We start from the raw sequence: 17,904 nt of genomic DNA on the forward strand, positions 1-17,904 counted from the left end.
GAGAAGGGGATTAAGGGTGAGGTGTACAAATATAAAATTGATACTCATGGTATATCTATCAGCATTAATACTCGGACTTATGGGCAGTTTTCACTGCGTGGGAATGTGTGGTCCTATTGCACTGGCAATTCCATTAAAAACAACTTCATGGCTGGCAAGAATTTCGGGCGGTGTAATTTACAACATCGGACGTGCCCTTACCTATGCAATAATGGGAGCCATATTTGGTTTGCTGGGAAGAGGTTTGGTGATGAGTGGATTTCAGCAATGGGTTTCCGTTATCATGGGTGCTATCATGATTCTATCTGTAATCACTCCTTCCATTTATAAGAATCGCTTTAACGCTGAAAAAGGGATATTCTCCTTTGTGGGAAAAGTAAAACTTTCCTTGGGAAAACTATTCACTCAACGAAGTTATGGTTCTCTTTTTCTGATCGGATTATTAAATGGACTACTTCCGTGCGGATTAGTTTATGTTGCTATCGCAGCGGCAATTGCCACAGGATCATCTGTTGGCGGCGGACTTTTTATGTTCATTTTTGGTTTAGGAACTCTTCCCATGATGTTGGCGATTTCACTAATTGGTAATTTAATCACTCTTGAATTGAGAAAGAAAATTACCCGGTTGATTCCTTATGCCATTGTATTTATTGGTATTCTGTTCGTGCTTCGCGGACTGAGTTTAGGAATTCCTTTCCTAAGTCCACCCGAAAAAGCTATGCACGTTCCAACCGAACAAGTGGATGTAAGCAAACCAAAACCAGATTGCTGTCATTAAATTTATTTATTACTTTAATTATTTTGGCTTGATTATTGTTTTATCAAAACAATAATTTTAGCTCTCTTCAACTAATTAAACAATGAATAAAACAATTGCTATTTTCCTATTCCTGCTATGTTATTTAAGTACATACAGTCAAAAAAAAATTGAAGTTTCAAATGATAAACGAGACCAGTTTTTCTACGATAAAATGCCCGAAAACTGTAATAAATTTGGGTTAGAGGATTTAAGAAATAGTACCGATTCGCTGAGAATTAGAATTTGGAGTCGCAACTCAACCATTGAAGTAAAACAACAAAGTGGTGTTAAAGCCTATCTAACACAATGGGTAAGATGGCAAGATCCTATAATTAATAAAGTAGAATTCGAAACTGAAATATCCAAACAGTTACTGGATTCTCTCCTTGCCTATGATATTACAACAATTCCGGATGACACAAAATGGGGAATTGATGGCCGTTACGTTAATATTGAGGTTTCAACTCCTGAGAAGTACCGAACTTACACCTACTGGAGTCCTCATTTAAATGAGAGTAATAATAGATTTAAAGTTGCAAAAATTGAACACTTAGCTAACACAATTCTAAATAGAAATAAATATTTCAACGAATTTATTGAAACTATTCCTCCTGGAGGATATGGTTTATCATCAGGACATATTGATCGCTTTTTACCTGAAGGGTCAATGGAATCATCCTTATATCAAGAAGTAAAAAAAAGGATGCAATTGGAATTGGGAATAAATGAAAATACAAGTCATACAAAATTCCCATTCTTCATTATTGACCAGAAACCATCCTACATGGGAGGACTTAACAAATACAAATTATCAGAAGTCAAAAAGATTAAGATTATCACTAAGAATGATGAAGAATCAAGACTTTATGGAACTATGGCTACAAATGGTTTAATATTGATTGAAACTAAAAAATAACACGCCCTAACATTTACCAAAATTCTTCCTGATTTTACTATAAAAAGAGGCTAAATTCAATTGAACTTAGCCTCTTTACTGATCTTCGAAAAGTCAAATGTCGATTTTAAAGAATTTTTATTTGATTTGAGCTTTTAACTCTTCAATTGTTTTAGCCATTACAATTCCAGGAATTTTAACTGGAGCTCCAACTTGTGCTAAAAAAGTACCTTTTACTTCACCTTTTTTATATGTTGTAAACCCAATTCTATACAATCCCACAGTTAAGGCTTTCAAAGGATTACCAACTTCACTCTTATATCGCAACAACGAATTGTATTTTGTTCCTCTTGGAGTTTTAGGCATTTCACTGCTATCATCATTTTTTGCTAATGAAAACCATTTTGCACTTTTTACTCCTTCAGCAGAAATTTTATCAGCACTAAAAATATCCGAACGTTCCAAAGTGATATAAGTATCAAAATAGTCTTCTGATTCTGCATTTGCAGTATACTCTTCCGAAGTAATCGCATCTTTTACAGATGTTTTACCAACGGGAGACATCATTCGAACACCTAATTCAGGAGCGACTGCAGGAACCCATAAATAGATAAAGTAAAACTTCTTTCCATCAATCACCTCATCTTCAGTATCCTTAGCTGCATATCCTAAATACGAAACAACATCTGTATAAGGTACTTTAATCGTTTTAGGTCCAATTTTCTTTTCTGTTAAACCACCGAATTTACCTAGTTTTTGTGCCTGCGAAGGAGCTACAACGGCCAAGGCTAATGCCAAAATCAAAATTAATCTCTTCATTTGTTTTATTTATTTAATTAACAAAAAACAAAGCTATACTATTTAATTAAACTTAGCAAATTCAAAACTCATAATTAATTATAACAGTCCTTTCACCACAAACCAATCATTCTTCTTTATTCCATTAACTTCAGGTGATTACAAACAAAGGCAACTAACTAATCCATACCAAAACTTAACTTATTGCTGACCATATCACAATCACAACTTAACATCATACACTCATATCATAATGAATCTATTACACTTTACCAATTGCTTATCCTCTTAATGAAATTTTGCAATTAGACATTTTATCTCTTGACAAAACAATTCACACGAGAACTTATTTTAATTGTTTCCAATCAGGATATCTTGTAAATTAAGGGGAACCTAACTTTTACTAAAGATATTCCAACACTATGAAAAATATCCTTAACAATTTGTTGACTTTTTTCAACACTACCGAAAAAGATTCCTTTCACTATGTAAGAATTGAACGAAATGACAAATGCTTTTGCAACAGCGGTAAAAAGTACAAAGCTTGTCATTACCCCGAGCATCAGAAGAAAAGTAAGATTGCTGTTAAAAAAATTAGTGAGACAACCGGTGAAGAACAAATTAAGGTTCTAAGTGTAAAACGCCTTCGTAAAGAATATTATCGTGTAAAATCGAATGTACATTAAAAAGATCTGCGCTTTTGGCTCATGGCTTCACCTATTCCCTATAACCCAAATACCATAGCCAAAAGCTTATTTATCTCTTTACAGCCTCAACCTGTTCCAAAGAAACCTGACCGTAATTGTTTCCCCAGGAATTCAGAATATAATTAAAAACGGCGACCAATTCCTTATCGGTTAAACCAGATGCAGGCATTAAACTATTGTATTTAATACCGTTTACTTTAATGGGTTTATTGCTTCCGAATTTTACCATTTTTATGGCATTTTCCGTATGTTTCTTCAAGTAATCGGAATTAGCCAAGGGCGGATAAAATTTTTCAATACCACTACCCGTTTTCATATGACAGTTCATGCACTTGGCTCTATATAATTGAGCACCATTTTCCATTTCAGATGCTGGTATTTCGGCACTCACAACTTCTTTCTTTGCCGCTTTCTTATCCGATCCTCCGCAAGAGGTAAAAAAAAACACAATTATCAAAAATATTACGTTCAGTTTATTCATGCTCATTATTCTTTTTTAGATCCAATAAAAATAGTAAACACACAATGTATTTTCAAAATTATTTCGCATTCTAAATAGCTAACTACTGCAAAAAAAGCCAATTAACCATAAGAACCCATCAAATATTTTTATATATTTATAAAGACCAGAGTAATGATTACCAAATAATTGCCCCATTTATCTCCTTACCCCTAAAACTATGGAGGACTATTTATGAAATTAAAACTTACTGTTTCTTTTCTGCTAATCTTGATTACTTCTTTATCATTTAGTCAAGACGTAAAAGATTTGTATTACGACATGGAAGTTGGAGTCATAGAAAATCTTAACGACACCATTCCTCAGGATATACAATTAACCAACGAAGCCGGTGAATTGATCTTTTTAAAAGATCAAATTGATAAACCTACAGCAATTGTATTTGTCTACTTCCGTTGCCCGGGAATCTGCAGTCCTCTTATGGACGGTTTGGCTGATGTCATTCAAAAAAGTGATTTGGAAATCGCCAAAGATTATCAAGTCATCACAATTAGTTTTGATCCGAAAGAAACTTATGATTTGGCAGTTAAAAAGAAAAACAACTACAAGTCCTTAATTAAAGGTAAAAACACACAAGAGGGCTGGAAATTCTATACCGGCGACAGCCTAAATATTGCTAAGGCAACAAAAGCATTGGGCTTTAGATATAAAAAGGTTGGCAACGAATACACACATGCAGCTACAGTTATCGTAACAAGTCCCGATGGAAAAATAACCCGCTATTTAAATGGCACCTACTTTTTACCATTTGAGTTTAAACTGGCTATTATGGAAGCTTCTAAAGGCCAGACAGGACCAACTATCAACAAAATACTTCAATATTGCTACTCCTACGATCCGGTAGGACAAGCCTACGTTTTAAATATCACCAAAATAACCGGAGCCATTATATTGATAATGGGATTGATTGTTTTTCTATTATTGGTGTTCGTGAAAACAAAAAGGAAACAACAATAATACAAACCGCAAATCCTCAGATTAACACAAATACGATTTGTCAGAATTTGTAACATCTTTGGTTCCAATTAAGATAAAAAATTAACACGATACATATGACTGATACCGTAATTCAAAACCATGAACCAAATTACCTTGAATATCAAGGACGGTACAAAGGAATATTTTCATGGATTTTCTCTACAGATCACAAACGAATTGGCTTGTTGTATTTATACAGTATGCTGGTGCTTTTTAGTGTTGCAGCTATTCTGGGTCTGTTAATGAAAATAGAGCTGATTGCACCCGGAAAAACCATAATGGATGCCCAGACTTACAACAGCTTTTTCACCCTTCATGGGATAACCATGATTTTTTTAATTGTAGTTCCCGGCTTACCTGCAGTGTTTGGAAATTTTTTTCTGCCTCTGATGATTGGAGCGAAAGATGTGGCATTTCCCAAGCTCAACCTTTTGTCGTGGTGGATCTATATTTTAGGTGCGACCGTTGCTCTTTCGGCTCAGTTTTTTGGTGACGGACCTCCGGATACCGGCTGGACATTTTACGCTCCCTACAGTTTTAGAACAGGAACAAATATGCTGCCGGCCGTGACTGGTGCATTTATTTTAGGGTTCTCTTCCATAGCAACCGGACTCAACTTTATCGTAACTATTCACAGAATGAGAGCACCAGGTATGACTTGGATGAAAATGCCTCTTTTTCCATGGGCTATATACGGAACAAGCTGGATTCAAGTACTGGCAACACCAATTGTAGGAATTACATTATTAATGATTGTACTGGAACGCACCCTGCAAATCGGATTTTTCGATCCTGCTTTGGGCGGCGATCCAATCTTATATCAGCATTTATTCTGGATTTACTCCCACCCTGCCGTTTACATCATGATACTGCCGGCGATGGGTGTAATCTCAGAAATTATTCCAACATTCGCGCGAAAAACCATTTTCGGTTACAAAGCAATTGTTGTGTCTACTTTAGCAATTGCATTTGTTGGTTACTTTGTTTGGGGACATCATATGTTTACATCAGGAATGAGTGGAACAGCCTTGTATACATTTTCGATTCTTACATTTTTGGTAGCCATTCCCAGTGCCATTAAAATATTCAATTGGGTAGCTACCCTTCATAAAGCATCCATCGATATTCAAACTCCTTTCTTATGGGCTCTTTGTTTTCTTTTCGTTTTCATGATCGGAGGTTTATCAGGAATGGTACTGGGTGCCTTATCGGCCAACGTTCATTTGCACGATACTGCATTTGTTGTCGCACACTTTCACTTTATTGTTTTCGGTGGTACCGGATATGCATTTTTTGGAGCTCTGCATTACTGGTACCCTAAAATGTTTGGCAGAATGTACGACAAAGGCTGGGCAAATATTGGTTTGGCAGTATTCTTTACTGGTTTTAACACTCTTTACCTTCCCATGTTTTATTTAGGAATGATTGGAATGCCCCGCAGGTATTACGACTATGTTGAAGAATTTCACGGACCAAATATTGTATCCTCGTTTGGAGCCATGCTCATGATTTCCGGCCTGGTTATTATCATCACCAATTTGGTTCGCTCGGCCCGAAAAGGAGAAATTGCAGAAGCCGATCCCTGGAAAGGAAAAACACTTGAATGGACAATTGCCAGTCCTCCGCCTTTGGAGAATTTTGCGGAAATACCAGTAGTAACCAAACAGCCATACGACTATGAGTAATCACGCACACATAGATGAACACCGGGACGATGAAGGTGCTAAAACGGGAATGTGGATTTTCATATTTACTGAGCTACTGCTTTTTGGCGGACTGTTTATTGTCTATTCGGTATACCGTTACTTAAACCCGGCGGCTTTTCATTTGGCCGCCGAAGAACTGAATACTTTTATTGGCACAGCAAATACTGTAATTCTACTTACAAGCAGTATGACAATTGCCATGTCTATAAGTGCCATACAATCTCAGAATAAAAAGCTTACGTTGATATTAATGGGCATTACCATTTTACTGGCTGTGGCATTTATGGTGAATAAATATTTTGAATGGAGTGGGAAAATAGCCCATGGTATATACCCTGGGAGTCCAACGCTGATGGACGCAAGTCAGGGAGAAATCCTGTTTTTTGGTTTGTACTATGCCATGACGGGACTTCACGCATTACACATTGTTATAGGTGTAGCATTCATTGCTTACGTAATGAGACTGGTGGTTAAAGATGAGGTACAACACGACAACTTCGCAATACTTGAAAACAGTGGGTTGTATTGGCATTTAGTCGATTTAATCTGGATTTTCCTTTTCCCCTTATTCTACCTAATCACTTAATTGTACTGTTATGGAAAAAGAACAACATACCCACATTGTAAAATACAAAACCTATGTATTTGTTTTGATTGCCTTGCTTCTCATGACCTTTACATCAGTGGCCATAACCAGTCTTAATTTAGGTCCGTACACAGTTTCAGCGGCTTTAGTGCTGGCTGGTATTAAATCCCTATTGGTATTACTGATTTTTATGCATCTTAAATTCGATAAAAAGTTCTATGCCATCATGGTAGCCAGCGTATTTTTACTGCTGGGCTGTGTTATTTTTATTACTTTCTTAGACTACTTATACCGATAGCTTATGACTTCTAAAGCAATACCCGATGCTTCTAATTTTGTGAAAGGTGTAGATACTTCTTTCGAGGTGATATTGGGAATCATTTTCTTTTTCCTCATCGCCATCACAGCTACCATGATATACTTTGTATTTCGATATCGAAAAGAAAGAAATCCGGTCGCTACCCAAATCCACGGAAGTGTTTCCCTTGAGATACTTTGGACGGTTATTCCCACCCTATTGGTTATGGTGATGTTCTATTACGGCTGGATGGGCTACAAACCAATGAAAGAAGTTCCTGACGATGCTTTTGTAATTAAAAGCGTTGGCAGAATGTGGAACTGGCAATTCGAATACGAAAACGGCAAAAAAACAGATACGCTGTATGTTCCTTTAAATCGTGCTGTAAAATTGGATTTGAAGGCTCTGGATGTAATACATAGTTTATACATTCCTTCGTTTAGACTAAAGCAGGATGTTGTTCCCGGAAAAAAACAAATGATGTGGTTCATACCCGGGCGCGAAGGAGAATTCGATTTGTTTTGCACAGAATATTGTGGCTTGAGACATTCCTCTATGCAAACATCTGTGATTGTAATGCCGCAGGACAAATTCGACAGCTGGTATATTGACACAACTGCAACCGCTCCACTTATTTCAGATAAACCCGGGGCTTTGGGCTTAGTCATTGTAAAGAAGAATGGTTGTTTGGCCTGTCACTCGCTCGATGGATCGAAGTTGGTTGGCCCAAGCTGGAAAGGTTTATTCGGCAAAACAGAAACAGTTATTACTAAGGGGCAAACAAGAGAAATAAATGTTGACACCGCCTATGTAATCAACTCCATTTACAATCCTAACGATGATATTGTAAAAGGTTTTAATAAAGGCTTGATGCTATCCTATAAAAATGAATTAACAGAAGATGATATCGGCGAAATAATTGAATTTATGAAGACGCTTAAATAATTACTACCTATGCATATCTCTGCGAAAATATCCACGCTCTCTGAATTGGGGAAAATTAAAATTGCTGTTCCAATAGCCATTTCCTGTTTCACGGGATATTTATTGTATGCTCCGGAATTTTCAATGGATATGGCTTATGCAGTGTTAGGTATTTTTTTGATTGTGGCCGGTGCATCAGCCTTAAATCACATTCAGGAACACAAAAAAGATGCGTTAATGAACCGCACCAAATTCCGGCCAATCCCTGCAGGAAAAATCAGCATTTCGGAAGCCGTTAAATGGAGTGTTTTCTTCCTGCTTTCGGGTTGCGGTTTACTAGCCTTAGGCGGAACTACCGAAAGTTTATGGCTGGCCATTTTTTCAATCTTTTGGTACAATCTGGTATATACTCCCTTAAAACAGATTTCGGCATTTGCTGTTGTTCCCGGAGCGTTAAGCGGTGCATTTCCTCCAATGATAGGTTACGTGGCAGCGGGCGGTAATTTTTTGGAGTGGCCAATTTTAGCCCTTTCGTTTTTCTTCTTTATTGGTCAGATTCCGCACTTTTGGCTCTTGTTGCTGCTCTATGGCGAAGATTATAAAAAAGGAGGTTTTAAAGTACTGACTGATGTGTTTAGCGTGAAACAAATTCACAACATCACATTAATATGGATGCTGGCAACAATAATGGTTGCTTTGCTGCTTCCCATCTTTGATGTTCTCTCATCAAAAATTCTGATTTGGTCTTTACTGGCCCTATCCTTATGGATTATTCCGAACAGTTTTATTCTTTTAAAAAATTACGACCGAATAAGCGTACGAAAATTGTTCCTGCGCCTTAATCTTTATTTCCTGATGATCATGATCCTAATTAGTATTGATAAACTTTACTTTTAGAGCTGTTCTATTATTATCACAACCAATAAACCGGACATTTATACCAATCCTTTTTATATTTACAATTCAACTAAACCCTGTTAAAATGAGAAAAATTCTAATCGTAGTATTTGCAATTGCTTTCCTGGCCGCTTGCCAGTCGAATACTAAAAAAGCAGAGAGCAAAAAAAACGAAACAACACAAGTGGTTGACTATGAAACAATGGAATTTACCGTAACCGGAATGACCTGCACCGGATGCGAAAACACAATTAAAAATGGGTTGAAACAAATTGATGGTGTTGTTGAAGTGGAAGCTTCCCATACAAATAGTAAAGTAAGCATTAAGGTGGAAAAGGATAAAATTACCCGTGAAGAAATTGCGCAGCAAATTGAAGCCGTTGGTTACAATGTAGAGAAGTAAAATAAGAACCTGCGAAGCTGCATTACAAAGAGGCTGTCCCAAAAGTAATATTTTGTATCGGATTGTCATGTTGAGCGAAGTCGAAACATCTGTTTTTCAAAGTGAAAGATTCTTCGACAAGCTCAGAATGACAATAGAACGATACTTTTTGGACATATTCCTTTTCCTTTCTATGAATTAAGCCAAAGCCAGACAATAGAGGTCTTTTGCCCGATGTACAAAGTACAAAGCCTGAAAACCTGAGTTTTGACTCAATGTACTGAGTACAAAACTTGAAAACCTGGGTTTTGACACAATGTACTGAGTACAAAGCTTGACAACTTGAGTTTTTACTCAATGTACTGAGTACAAAGCCTGAAAACTTGAGTTTTGACACAATGTACTGAGTACAAAGCATAAAATGATAGTTTAAAAACTCAATAAATACAAAAACAAATCTGTCTTTGGAATATTTTAATCTCAGTTGGCTAAAGCCAAACTGCAACAGATGAAAAAACAACTCTTCTTTTGTTCCTCACCTCCAGTTCAAAAAACCCTTTTCAGGCAATTATTCTTTAGGCCAGCAAGTTGGCAACTTTGACAGCTTGAATCTTTGTTTCAATTCACTACTTTAGTATGGTTTTTACAGATGACATTTCATATTGTCATCATAATATGTGTACATTTACTGGCCTGTACAGCTAGTTAAATACACTTTTCATTAAAATATTAACGAAATAAAGCCCATTACTTTATTTTAGGAGTTGGCGGTAATTTAAAGTGCAACTTCGGCGATAAGTTCAATTGATAGATAAAAAATGCATCTTTGTATATTAAATAATAATCTAAAATATAAGAGACCTTGAGTTTTTCAAAATCAAAATCAAAATATGACCTAAGATATAATGGCGTTTCGCAATTAGAAAGGTCATTATGTACCGTTGATGGTAATTTTCAAAATGAAATTAGCATAGTAGATTCAAAGGGAAAACCGAATGAGGAGTATTTTAAGTGGCAATTTATTTTTGCGCTTATAGATTCCAACTTAGTTTCAAGAGATTTTATAGGTACAGAAATATATTTTCCTAAAGGAAATATTGGGTCAACGCCAATAAAAATTGATGCGGTTGTTTTTTCCCAAACGGATTGGTTAGATTACTATAAAAAATATAGAGAAAAGAAAGACCAAGACGCGCTTAATTGGTTAAGAAAATCAGCAATATTTATGATTGAATTTAAGCGTGATGGAGACACAAAAAAAATAGAACAAATATTTAATTCACAAATAAAGGCGACAATTAAAGAGTCAGACTGTTCCAAAGTTCTTGGAGCATATTATGATATGGGAAGACTATATTTGTTTAAAAAAATTGGAAATGATATATACCGTCTTGATAATTCTAAAAACTTCCCGACAAGTCAAAGAATTTTGGAACAGTATCAACTTGAGATTACCGACCCATATTATTTGATACCAAATCATGATCAGTTATTAAAAGTAAACTCTACCCTTGAAGACGTTGATCCTTCAAACAAATTTATTGAAGATTTAGATGTAATTTTCACAATGAATGATGAGGGAATTAAAAATTCACTTGCAAATATTCTAAAGTCCCTTGATTCTGTAAGTCTTTTTAATGAAGAAGGATATCACGTTCTAATTCAAATGCTCGCTATCAAAATATATGATGAGAAGCAGGCAGAGTTACATGGTAGTAATATCGAATTTTATATCCATACAAAAGAACATGAGTTCCAATCTTTAAAAGAGGAAAGTATTCAGGAATTCATTGACCGGACAAATAGCATTTTCTTAAACGCCAAGAAATATTACAAAAATATACTTGGTGAAAATAAGATTAATTGGAAAAATATTAGACATGTAAAGGTAGCTTCAGACATTGCTTATCATTTTCAAAGATATTCTTTCATGAAATCAAGAAAAAGTGATTTATACCAGTTAGTATTTTACAATTTTGCGACAAAATTTAAAAAAGAAGAAAATGCTCAATTTCTAACTCCAATACCAATTATTAACTTTCTAGTAGCTATTGTTAATCCTGGTCGAAGAGAGACGATATGTGATCCTTGTTGTGGTATTGGAGATTTCTTATCTGTTAGTTATGTGAATTCAGAGGGAAAACTTGATGATAGGAATTTATACGGTTTCGATAACGATTATAACATGACGGTTCTGGCACAACTAAATATGTTACTTAATGGAGATGGTAATGCTTGCATTAAATATATGCCAAACAAAGGCTCTATTACACATAAATTGAATACAGAAAATGAAATTGTAGAGCTAATTAAAGACAAGCACTATTCAGGAAATTGGGATTCATGGCCTGATGAAACTGAAATCAATAAGTATGATGTTGTATTAACGAATCCCCCTTTTGGTAAAGGAAGAAGCTTGGATCTTTCAAAACCTTCAGATGTAGCAGCTGCAAAATATTATGAAACTTATGATTTATATATCGCAGAGAACCCTAAAGCTGGTCTTGATTTAGGAGTAGTGTTTTTAGAAAATGCCGTAAGAACATTAAAGGAAAATGGAAGGTTTGGAATTGTTTTAAGTAACAGTATTGCATCTAATAAATCTTTCCAGTTTGCTCGTAAATGGTTAATGGAGAATACTCGTGTAGTTGCGATTGTAGATTTACCACAAAATATTTTTGCCGAAACAGGTGTCAATACGACAATAATAATTGGGTACAAACCTAAAGTAGCTAAGCTTGAAAAATTAATAAAGGAAGATTACAAAGTTTTTTGCAGAGAAATACATAACGTTGGTTACATTAAGAAAACTTCTAAGCGAAATGTATATTTTGAAACAGAGTATGCTTTAAATGAAGAAACTTTCGAAACAATTACAAATGAGGAAGGGGAGTCTATAACAAATGAAGACTTTACCAAAACAATCAATGAGTTTAAAGAGTGGTGTTTATTCCAAGAAACTCCACTTAAAAAAATGTTTTTAGACAAATAATATGTTAATCTGTCCAAGCGAAATAAAATTTACTGATATCCTAGAAAGGAAAAGCCTTTCTCCTAACAATTATTCTGAGATTAATATAATTAATCCTAATAAGGATGTTCTATTAAATTTTCTAGATTCTAAGAAACCCTTTGATAATGGGGAAGAGCCTGGTTCTTTTACTTATGTTCCCAATTCAAATGTTTCTTTCGTAAGAAATAGTTGTATTGATTCATCCAATTTTAGCAATCAAGTAAATAAAGAAATATTCTTAAATCCAAAGTATGATTTTTCAAATCAACTAGTGAATGAAGATGTTTTGCTTTGCAAAGATGCGAATATTGGCGATACTTGTTTGTTTATTCATGAAGGTGAAAAAGAGTATGTTCTTTCATCAGGTGTAGTTAAACTTAATTTTAAAACAGATTCTATAAAATATTACTGCCTTGCATTCTTAAGAGATGAATATTTTTTAAAACAGCTTGAAGCAAAGACTCCAATAGGTTCTACTATAAGACATGCAGGTACAAAGTTTTTAGAATGTTTGCTTCCAAAACTAGGTGCCCAAGAAGAAAAGCTACTCCCTTTAATTGAAGCACTATTTAAAAATATAACCTATTCAGAAAGAGTTTCATATCAAAAGTTATGCTCTGCAAATAAAGCAATTGAAAATGATTTTTTCCTAAGCGAGAATGAACCTAAAAGTCCGAATATTACGTATTTAATGGAATCAACAAGATTAGATGCAGGTTTTTATTCTCAGATTGTTTATGATATCAATTATAGCATTAATAATTACAAAAATGGAACCTGGAGTTTACAAGATGCAGGTTTTTCTATGAAACGGGGAACTAATCTTCAAAAAAGAGACTTAGGTAGATCTATAAAATCAGAATTCTATAAAAAGAACTATCATTTATTAGTATATCCAAGTGATATTTCAGATAATGGATATATTTTAAAAGAGGTATATATTGGGGCTAGAAACCCTGTCTGGTATATGAAGGAAGGTGACATACTTTTTTCCGCAGAGGGCACTGTAGGGAAAGTCTTTGTAATTTGTGATGAAACTATGAAGTTTGTCACAAACATTCATGGACTTATTATATCACCTAACCCAGATAAAGAACTTAAAGACTCCATAATACTTGGTCAGTATTTACACTTCCTTAGAAGTAAAGGGTATTTTGATAAAGTTTCTGTTGGTGGTCAAGGAGGCAGTTATGCAGTAAACTACTGGGAAGACTTTAAAATACCAAAGTTCGGCGAAAAAATAAAAACTGAAATATCGAAGCTATATCATAGTGGTGCTGAAATGAAAGTTGAAAGTTTTTCTATCAATAATCTAGAAAAAGCAGGTGTTTTTGAACTTAACAAGTTTAGAATCAAATGCAATGAGACGTTGAAATTAATAGTACAGGATATAAAAAATAATAAAACAAAAACTCCTGAATTCTATATAGATGCAGTAGGTTAAAAACTACCGCCAGTCGAGTAAGCTAGGGGAATTTCACCCCTAACTTCTCACAGAACCGCTAAACGTCACAAGAAATTTTCCGCGACTGTCCCATAAAGCGTGTAAGTGATATTTCCATGCTTAGATTTTAGTTAAGTGACCCTTTCTTTAAATTTCACAATTATTCATAAGGGGCACGCCCTACTTTTGTTCCTGCAGTTCCACTTTTATGTACTCAATAATTTTCCATCTGTCGGCTTGCTTAATTTGAGCACCGTGAGCACCCATAACCCCAAAACCAACGGTGATTACATGGAAAATCTCACCGCGGGGAGTTGTTTTCATCACATCGGTAATCAAACTTCTGGGCTGAAATGGATATTTGCCACTTGTAAACAGATATCCTTGTCCATCTCCCTTTTCACCATGACAGTGGATGCAATAAATCCCGAAAAGTTTCTTGCCTCTCTGCACATCGTCAGCGGTCATTTCGTTGGGATTAAAAATATTTTCGCCCGCCCAAATCCGTTCTTCCGGTGTTTTTTCAAAATGGTAAGGAATCATTTCTCTGGGAATAGTACCCTCGGCCGGCAAACGCAAACTCGAACCGTCTTCGAAATTAGGATTCGCAGAATAAGGTTCAAAAGCCCGCGACTGTACCATATCCGGAAAATAGGAATAACCCGGATGGTTGCGGTCTTTATCGCAGGATGCCAACAAAACCACAACTAGCAATAAAGCACTACAATAGGATACGAATTTTTGCATAACAATTTCTTTTTGGGTCATGAATCAGGTTTCGTAATGAAAACTCTCTTCGAGTAAAGGATCATTTTTACTTAACAGCGGTGCTTTTGCCAAAGAGCTTAAGACAACAAACAAGAAGCCTACCAGATACAAGCACACAAAGCCAATTTCCGTTAAGCCAATTTGCGCCGATTTCCCGATTGTTCCGGGAATTACCAGTAAATAAATATTCAACCATTGACCAATCAACACAACCACCGCCACAAGCGATAACCACTTTAAATTTCGTTTTGAATTACGGGTCATTAATCCCAGAAATGGAATTACAAAATTAAGAACCAAAATGGTGAAAAACAGAATGGTATGATCGTGCAGTCTGGGTGCAAAATAGGCCGTTTCTTCAGGAATGTGACTGTACCAGATTAACAGATACTGAGAGAACCACAAATACATCCAAAAAATACTGAATGCAAACAGGTATTTTCCCATGTCGTGAATGTGTTCTTTGCTGATGAATTCCAAATGGCCTTTCCATTTCAGAAAACGGATAAAAAGGATAATGGCAGCAATGCCAATCTCAAAAAGACCAATAAAAATAAACCATCCGTAAAGGGTGCTGTACCAATGTGCATCAATGGACATTAACCAATCCCAGCTCATGGCCGAACTCGAAACGGCAAAGAAAACCATGAATAAAGCGCCCAGTAACTTTCCCTTTTTATAGTATTTGATATCTGTAGATAAATCCTGCTGCAGGGAATTTTTTCGCAGCAAGCGCGTCAGCCATATCCAAACACCAAAATAAACCGCCATCCGGATGAAAAAGAACGGAATATTTAAATAGGCCGCTTTCCCCTCCAATACCGGATCGTGCAATCCCTCGTGGGACCAATGATAGATATCATGCATACCGAAGTACAAAAGGAACATCAAAATAGCTGATACCGGCAGAAATGATGCCAAGGCCTCGGGAATGCGCTGCAATGCGGTATGCCATCCTGAATAAGCTATTTTATGCAATGCCTGAAATACGCCTCCAAACAGAGCAATGAACAGGAAAAACAGGTTGTTAATTAAAAAATTTGTCCAAAACCTCTGACCGTTGGGGGCTTCTATTAAATACCCAAGCAGAAGCAATAGAATTCCGAATCCCCCTACAGCGAGCAGTGCAATTTGTGTTTTTTGGGAAAATGTATAATTCTTGTCCATCACCATTTGGTTTATGCGGTTTACAATTCAATCTCCTTAACCTGTATGTTCATAGCATCTTCTTTTTCAAGAATCCCTTTCACAACATCATCCTGACTTCCTGCCTCATCCAGATCTACAATAATCACAAAACGGTCATCGGTACTTCGTTCGTCGTGAATCACAGTTCTGGCTCCGGGTCCGAGTTTCGAGCGAATAAAGAATGCTATTGCCATTCCAAAAGAGGCAAACAGAACCGTCAGTTCAAAAGTGATCGGGATAAAAGAAGGAATCGCAAAATGCGGCTTTCCTCCAATAAACAATGGATAATCTACAGTAAATGCCCAGGTTTGAAAGCCAAAAGCTACAGCCAAACCAATACCTCCGCAAATAAATGCCACAGTTGGCAAATTGGATCGTTTGTAACCCAAAGCAGTATCCAAGCCATGAACCGGAAAAGGAGTCAAAACATCCTGAATGGAAACATCCTGAGCCCGCAATTCCTTGGTAGCACGCAGAAGATTTTCCTCATCTTCAAAATAGGCTGAAATATATCTTTTCATATGTCTATAATTTGTTTTTCAATTGCCATATGGTCCCGAAAGCTTTCGGGATTACCAAATAGTCATTCTCGTGTGCGAGAACTTTTTCTCATGCTCGTTTCATGATCATTCGTTTTTATCCTTATTTGTAAATTTCTCTCCGGAACTTTTCATTACGGTCTTCACCTCGGCAATGGCAATTACCGGGAATACCCGAATAAACAGTAGGAAACAAGTAAAAAACAAACCTAATGTTCCAATAAATATTCCTACTTCAACGACAGTTGGACTGTACATCGACCAACTTGACGGCAGGTAATCGCGGTGCAAAGAGGTTACAATAATTACAAACCGCTCGAACCACATTCCAATGTTGATGAAAATGGACAGAACAAAGGTAAATGCAAGATTTCGTCTCAGCTTTTTGAACCAAAGCAGTTGCGGCGAAATCACATTACAGGTCATCATGATTGCGTAGGCCCACCAATAAGGTCCGGTTGCCCGGTTCAGAAATGCATATTGCTCATATTCCACGCCCGAATACCAGGCAATAAACAATTCGGTGATGTAGGCAATCCCCACAATAGAGCCGGTTGCAATAATAATTTTATTCATCGATTCAACATGCCCAACCGTAATGTAGCTTTCCAGATTCAATACCTTTCGTGTAATCACTAAGAGGGTAAGCACCATTGCAAAACCAGAAAATATGGCTCCGGAAACAAAATAGGGCGGGAAAATTGTTGTGTGCCACCCCGGAATTATCGAAGTTGCAAAATCGGCACTTACAATACTGTGAACCGAAAGTACCAGCGGTGCAGCCAATCCGGCCAATACCAAACTCATGGTTTCGTGCCTGCTCCAGTGTCTGGCAGATCCTGTCCATCCAAAACTTAAAAATCCGTAAACTGCTTTTTTAAATTTTGATTTCACTTTGTCGCGAATGGTTCCGATATCAGGTATTAAACCAACATACCAAAACAAAAGAGAAACACTAAAATAGGTACTGATGGCAAATACATCCCACAGCAGTGGTGAGTTGAAATTTACCCAAAGACCACGCGTATTTGGATAAGGAAACACAAAGAATGCAAGTAGTGGACGTCCCATGTGAATTAAGGGAAACATACCTGCACACATCACGGCAAAAAGTGTCATTGCCTCGGCCGATCGATTGATACTTGTTCTCCATTTTTGACGAAACAGTAATAGAATGGCCGAAATAAACGTACCGGCATGACCGATTCCTACCCACCACACAAAATTGGTAATTCCCCAACCCCATCCTATGGTTTTATTCAATCCCCATGTTCCGATTCCCTGCCAAATGGTCCAACCCATCATGGCTAAGCCGAAAAATAAGGCCGATAAAGTAATTGCAATTCCAGCATACCAAGCCTTCCCCGCCTTTCCTTCAATTGGAGCAGAAATTTCGTCGGTAATCTTTTTATACGTTTTTTTCCCCGTGATTAATGGTTCACGAATTGGCGACACATACATA

18 protein-coding genes are annotated in these 17,904 nt (G+C 36.4%); 12 read left to right on the forward strand and 6 right to left on the reverse strand.

Annotation, left to right across the window (positions count from 1 at the left end; translation table 11 throughout):
• The first annotated feature begins 46 nt into the window (after window positions 1-46).
• Both ACY0M5_RS00210 and ACY0M5_RS00215 read left to right on the forward strand, forming a co-directional pair.
• Window positions 47-778 carry a sulfite exporter TauE/SafE family protein gene (locus ACY0M5_RS00210; protein ID WP_124992494.1) on the forward strand — a complete coding sequence of 244 codons (732 nt, stop codon included), beginning with the start codon at window positions 47-49 and terminating at the stop codon, window positions 776-778.
• 82 nt (window positions 779-860) lie between these two features.
• Window positions 861-1,715: a hypothetical protein gene (locus ACY0M5_RS00215; protein ID WP_461630418.1), complete on the forward strand. Its 855-nt coding sequence runs from the start codon at window positions 861-863 to the stop codon at window positions 1,713-1,715.
• A gap of 117 nt (window positions 1,716-1,832) precedes the next feature.
• On the opposite strand, the gene ACY0M5_RS00220 is transcribed toward ACY0M5_RS00215, so the two are convergent.
• Window positions 1,833-2,513 (reverse strand): Lipl32 family lipoprotein, encoded by a 681-nt coding sequence (locus ACY0M5_RS00220; RefSeq protein ID WP_124992495.1) that lies wholly within the window; start codon window positions 2,511-2,513, stop codon window positions 1,833-1,835.
• Between the two features lie 401 nt (window positions 2,514-2,914).
• Between ACY0M5_RS00220 and ACY0M5_RS00225 the strand changes: the two genes are divergently transcribed.
• Complete coding sequence (locus ACY0M5_RS00225) at window positions 2,915-3,178, forward strand: SEC-C metal-binding domain-containing protein (RefSeq protein WP_156194419.1); 264 nt, start codon at window positions 2,915-2,917, stop codon at window positions 3,176-3,178.
• Between the two features lie 70 nt (window positions 3,179-3,248).
• Here ACY0M5_RS00225 and ACY0M5_RS00230 read toward each other — a convergent pair whose 3' ends face one another.
• Entirely contained in the window at window positions 3,249-3,680 is a 432-nt protein-coding gene (locus ACY0M5_RS00230) for a c-type cytochrome (RefSeq protein WP_461630419.1), read from the reverse strand.
• Between the two features lie 213 nt (window positions 3,681-3,893).
• Between ACY0M5_RS00230 and ACY0M5_RS00235 the strand changes: the two genes are divergently transcribed.
• The 9 genes from ACY0M5_RS00235 (at window position 3,894) to ACY0M5_RS00275 (ending at window position 13,947) form a co-directional block, all read left to right on the forward strand.
• Window positions 3,894-4,676, forward strand: a complete 783-nt coding sequence (locus ACY0M5_RS00235; protein ID WP_461630420.1) for an SCO family protein — start codon at window positions 3,894-3,896, stop codon at window positions 4,674-4,676.
• Between the two features lie 95 nt (window positions 4,677-4,771).
• The gene (locus tag ACY0M5_RS00240; protein ID WP_461630421.1) at window positions 4,772-6,382 is read left to right on the forward strand and encodes a cytochrome c oxidase subunit I; all 1,611 of its coding nucleotides are present in this window, start codon (window positions 4,772-4,774) and stop codon (window positions 6,380-6,382) included.
• Entirely contained in the window at window positions 6,375-6,989 is a 615-nt protein-coding gene (locus ACY0M5_RS00245) for a cytochrome c oxidase subunit 3 family protein (protein WP_461630422.1), read from the forward strand. Before ACY0M5_RS00240 ends, ACY0M5_RS00245 begins: the two co-directional genes overlap by 8 nt.
• Before the next feature lie 10 nt (window positions 6,990-6,999).
• Window positions 7,000-7,287: a cytochrome C oxidase subunit IV family protein gene (locus tag ACY0M5_RS00250; protein WP_124992501.1), complete on the forward strand. Its 288-nt coding sequence runs from the start codon at window positions 7,000-7,002 to the stop codon at window positions 7,285-7,287.
• Between the two features lie 3 nt (window positions 7,288-7,290).
• Window positions 7,291-8,232, forward strand: coding sequence for a cytochrome c oxidase subunit II (gene coxB / locus ACY0M5_RS00255; RefSeq protein WP_461630423.1), 942 nt, complete (start codon window positions 7,291-7,293; stop codon window positions 8,230-8,232).
• 9 nt (window positions 8,233-8,241) lie between these two features.
• The gene (locus ACY0M5_RS00260) at window positions 8,242-9,108 is read left to right on the forward strand and encodes a UbiA family prenyltransferase (protein ID WP_461630424.1); all 867 of its coding nucleotides are present in this window, start codon (window positions 8,242-8,244) and stop codon (window positions 9,106-9,108) included.
• A gap of 85 nt (window positions 9,109-9,193) precedes the next feature.
• Window positions 9,194-9,511 carry a cation transporter gene (locus ACY0M5_RS00265; RefSeq protein ID WP_197092587.1) on the forward strand — a complete coding sequence of 106 codons (318 nt, stop codon included), beginning with the start codon at window positions 9,194-9,196 and terminating at the stop codon, window positions 9,509-9,511.
• 841 nt (window positions 9,512-10,352) lie between these two features.
• Entirely contained in the window at window positions 10,353-12,482 is a 2,130-nt protein-coding gene (locus tag ACY0M5_RS00270; RefSeq protein ID WP_461630425.1) for an HsdM family class I SAM-dependent methyltransferase, read from the forward strand.
• 1 nt (window position 12,483) lies between these two features.
• On the forward strand, window positions 12,484-13,947 hold the full coding sequence (locus ACY0M5_RS00275) for a restriction endonuclease subunit S domain-containing protein (protein WP_461630426.1): 1,464 nt from the start codon (window positions 12,484-12,486) through the stop codon (window positions 13,945-13,947).
• A 180-nt stretch (window positions 13,948-14,127) separates the two neighbouring features.
• Here ACY0M5_RS00275 and ACY0M5_RS00280 read toward each other — a convergent pair whose 3' ends face one another.
• The 4 genes from ACY0M5_RS00280 to nrfD form a co-directional block, all read right to left on the reverse strand.
• Window positions 14,128-14,694 carry a c-type cytochrome gene (locus ACY0M5_RS00280; protein ID WP_461630427.1) on the reverse strand — a complete coding sequence of 189 codons (567 nt, stop codon included), beginning with the start codon at window positions 14,692-14,694 and terminating at the stop codon, window positions 14,128-14,130.
• A gap of 24 nt (window positions 14,695-14,718) precedes the next feature.
• Window positions 14,719-15,882 carry a hypothetical protein gene (locus ACY0M5_RS00285; RefSeq protein ID WP_461630428.1) on the reverse strand — a complete coding sequence of 388 codons (1,164 nt, stop codon included), beginning with the start codon at window positions 15,880-15,882 and terminating at the stop codon, window positions 14,719-14,721.
• A gap of 20 nt (window positions 15,883-15,902) precedes the next feature.
• Window positions 15,903-16,424: a DUF3341 domain-containing protein gene (locus tag ACY0M5_RS00290; RefSeq protein ID WP_461630429.1), complete on the reverse strand. Its 522-nt coding sequence runs from the start codon at window positions 16,422-16,424 to the stop codon at window positions 15,903-15,905.
• A gap of 105 nt (window positions 16,425-16,529) precedes the next feature.
• Window positions 16,530-17,903, reverse strand: a complete 1,374-nt coding sequence (gene nrfD, locus ACY0M5_RS00295; RefSeq protein ID WP_124992510.1) for an NrfD/PsrC family molybdoenzyme membrane anchor subunit — start codon at window positions 17,901-17,903, stop codon at window positions 16,530-16,532.
• Window position 17,904 lies beyond the last annotated feature (1 nt).

The sequence above is a fragment of the Labilibaculum euxinicum genome (assembly GCF_963678175.1).
In the GTDB taxonomy this organism is placed as follows: Bacteria; Bacteroidota; Bacteroidia; order Bacteroidales; family Marinifilaceae; genus Labilibaculum; species Labilibaculum euxinus.

What these genes read in the sequence shown, in the direction of transcription:
- ACY0M5_RS00210 (WP_124992494.1), top strand. Translation starts at nt 47, where the DNA reads ATGGTATATCTATCAGCATTAATACTCGGACTTATGGGCAGTTTTCAC.
- ACY0M5_RS00215 (WP_461630418.1), top strand. Translation starts at nt 861, where the DNA reads ATGAATAAAACAATTGCTATTTTCCTATTCCTGCTATGTTATTTAAGT.
- ACY0M5_RS00220 (WP_124992495.1), bottom strand. Translation starts at nt 2,513, where the DNA reads ATGAAGAGATTAATTTTGATTTTGGCATTAGCCTTGGCCGTTGTAGCT.
- ACY0M5_RS00225 (WP_156194419.1), top strand. Translation starts at nt 2,915, where the DNA reads ATGAAAAATATCCTTAACAATTTGTTGACTTTTTTCAACACTACCGAA.
- ACY0M5_RS00230 (WP_461630419.1), bottom strand. Translation starts at nt 3,680, where the DNA reads ATGAATAAACTGAACGTAATATTTTTGATAATTGTGTTTTTTTTTACC.
- ACY0M5_RS00235 (WP_461630420.1), top strand. Translation starts at nt 3,894, where the DNA reads ATGAAATTAAAACTTACTGTTTCTTTTCTGCTAATCTTGATTACTTCT.
- ACY0M5_RS00240 (WP_461630421.1), top strand. Translation starts at nt 4,772, where the DNA reads ATGACTGATACCGTAATTCAAAACCATGAACCAAATTACCTTGAATAT.
- ACY0M5_RS00245 (WP_461630422.1), top strand. Translation starts at nt 6,375, where the DNA reads ATGAGTAATCACGCACACATAGATGAACACCGGGACGATGAAGGTGCT.
- ACY0M5_RS00250 (WP_124992501.1), top strand. Translation starts at nt 7,000, where the DNA reads ATGGAAAAAGAACAACATACCCACATTGTAAAATACAAAACCTATGTA.
- coxB (WP_461630423.1), top strand. Translation starts at nt 7,291, where the DNA reads ATGACTTCTAAAGCAATACCCGATGCTTCTAATTTTGTGAAAGGTGTA.
- ACY0M5_RS00260 (WP_461630424.1), top strand. Translation starts at nt 8,242, where the DNA reads ATGCATATCTCTGCGAAAATATCCACGCTCTCTGAATTGGGGAAAATT.
- ACY0M5_RS00265 (WP_197092587.1), top strand. Translation starts at nt 9,194, where the DNA reads ATGAGAAAAATTCTAATCGTAGTATTTGCAATTGCTTTCCTGGCCGCT.
- ACY0M5_RS00275 (WP_461630426.1), top strand. Translation starts at nt 12,484, where the DNA reads ATGTTAATCTGTCCAAGCGAAATAAAATTTACTGATATCCTAGAAAGG.
- ACY0M5_RS00280 (WP_461630427.1), bottom strand. Translation starts at nt 14,694, where the DNA reads ATGCAAAAATTCGTATCCTATTGTAGTGCTTTATTGCTAGTTGTGGTT.
- ACY0M5_RS00285 (WP_461630428.1), bottom strand. Translation starts at nt 15,882, where the DNA reads ATGGACAAGAATTATACATTTTCCCAAAAAACACAAATTGCACTGCTC.
- ACY0M5_RS00290 (WP_461630429.1), bottom strand. Translation starts at nt 16,424, where the DNA reads ATGAAAAGATATATTTCAGCCTATTTTGAAGATGAGGAAAATCTTCTG.
- nrfD (WP_124992510.1), bottom strand. Translation starts at nt 17,903, where the DNA reads ATGTATGTGTCGCCAATTCGTGAACCATTAATCACGGGGAAAAAAACG.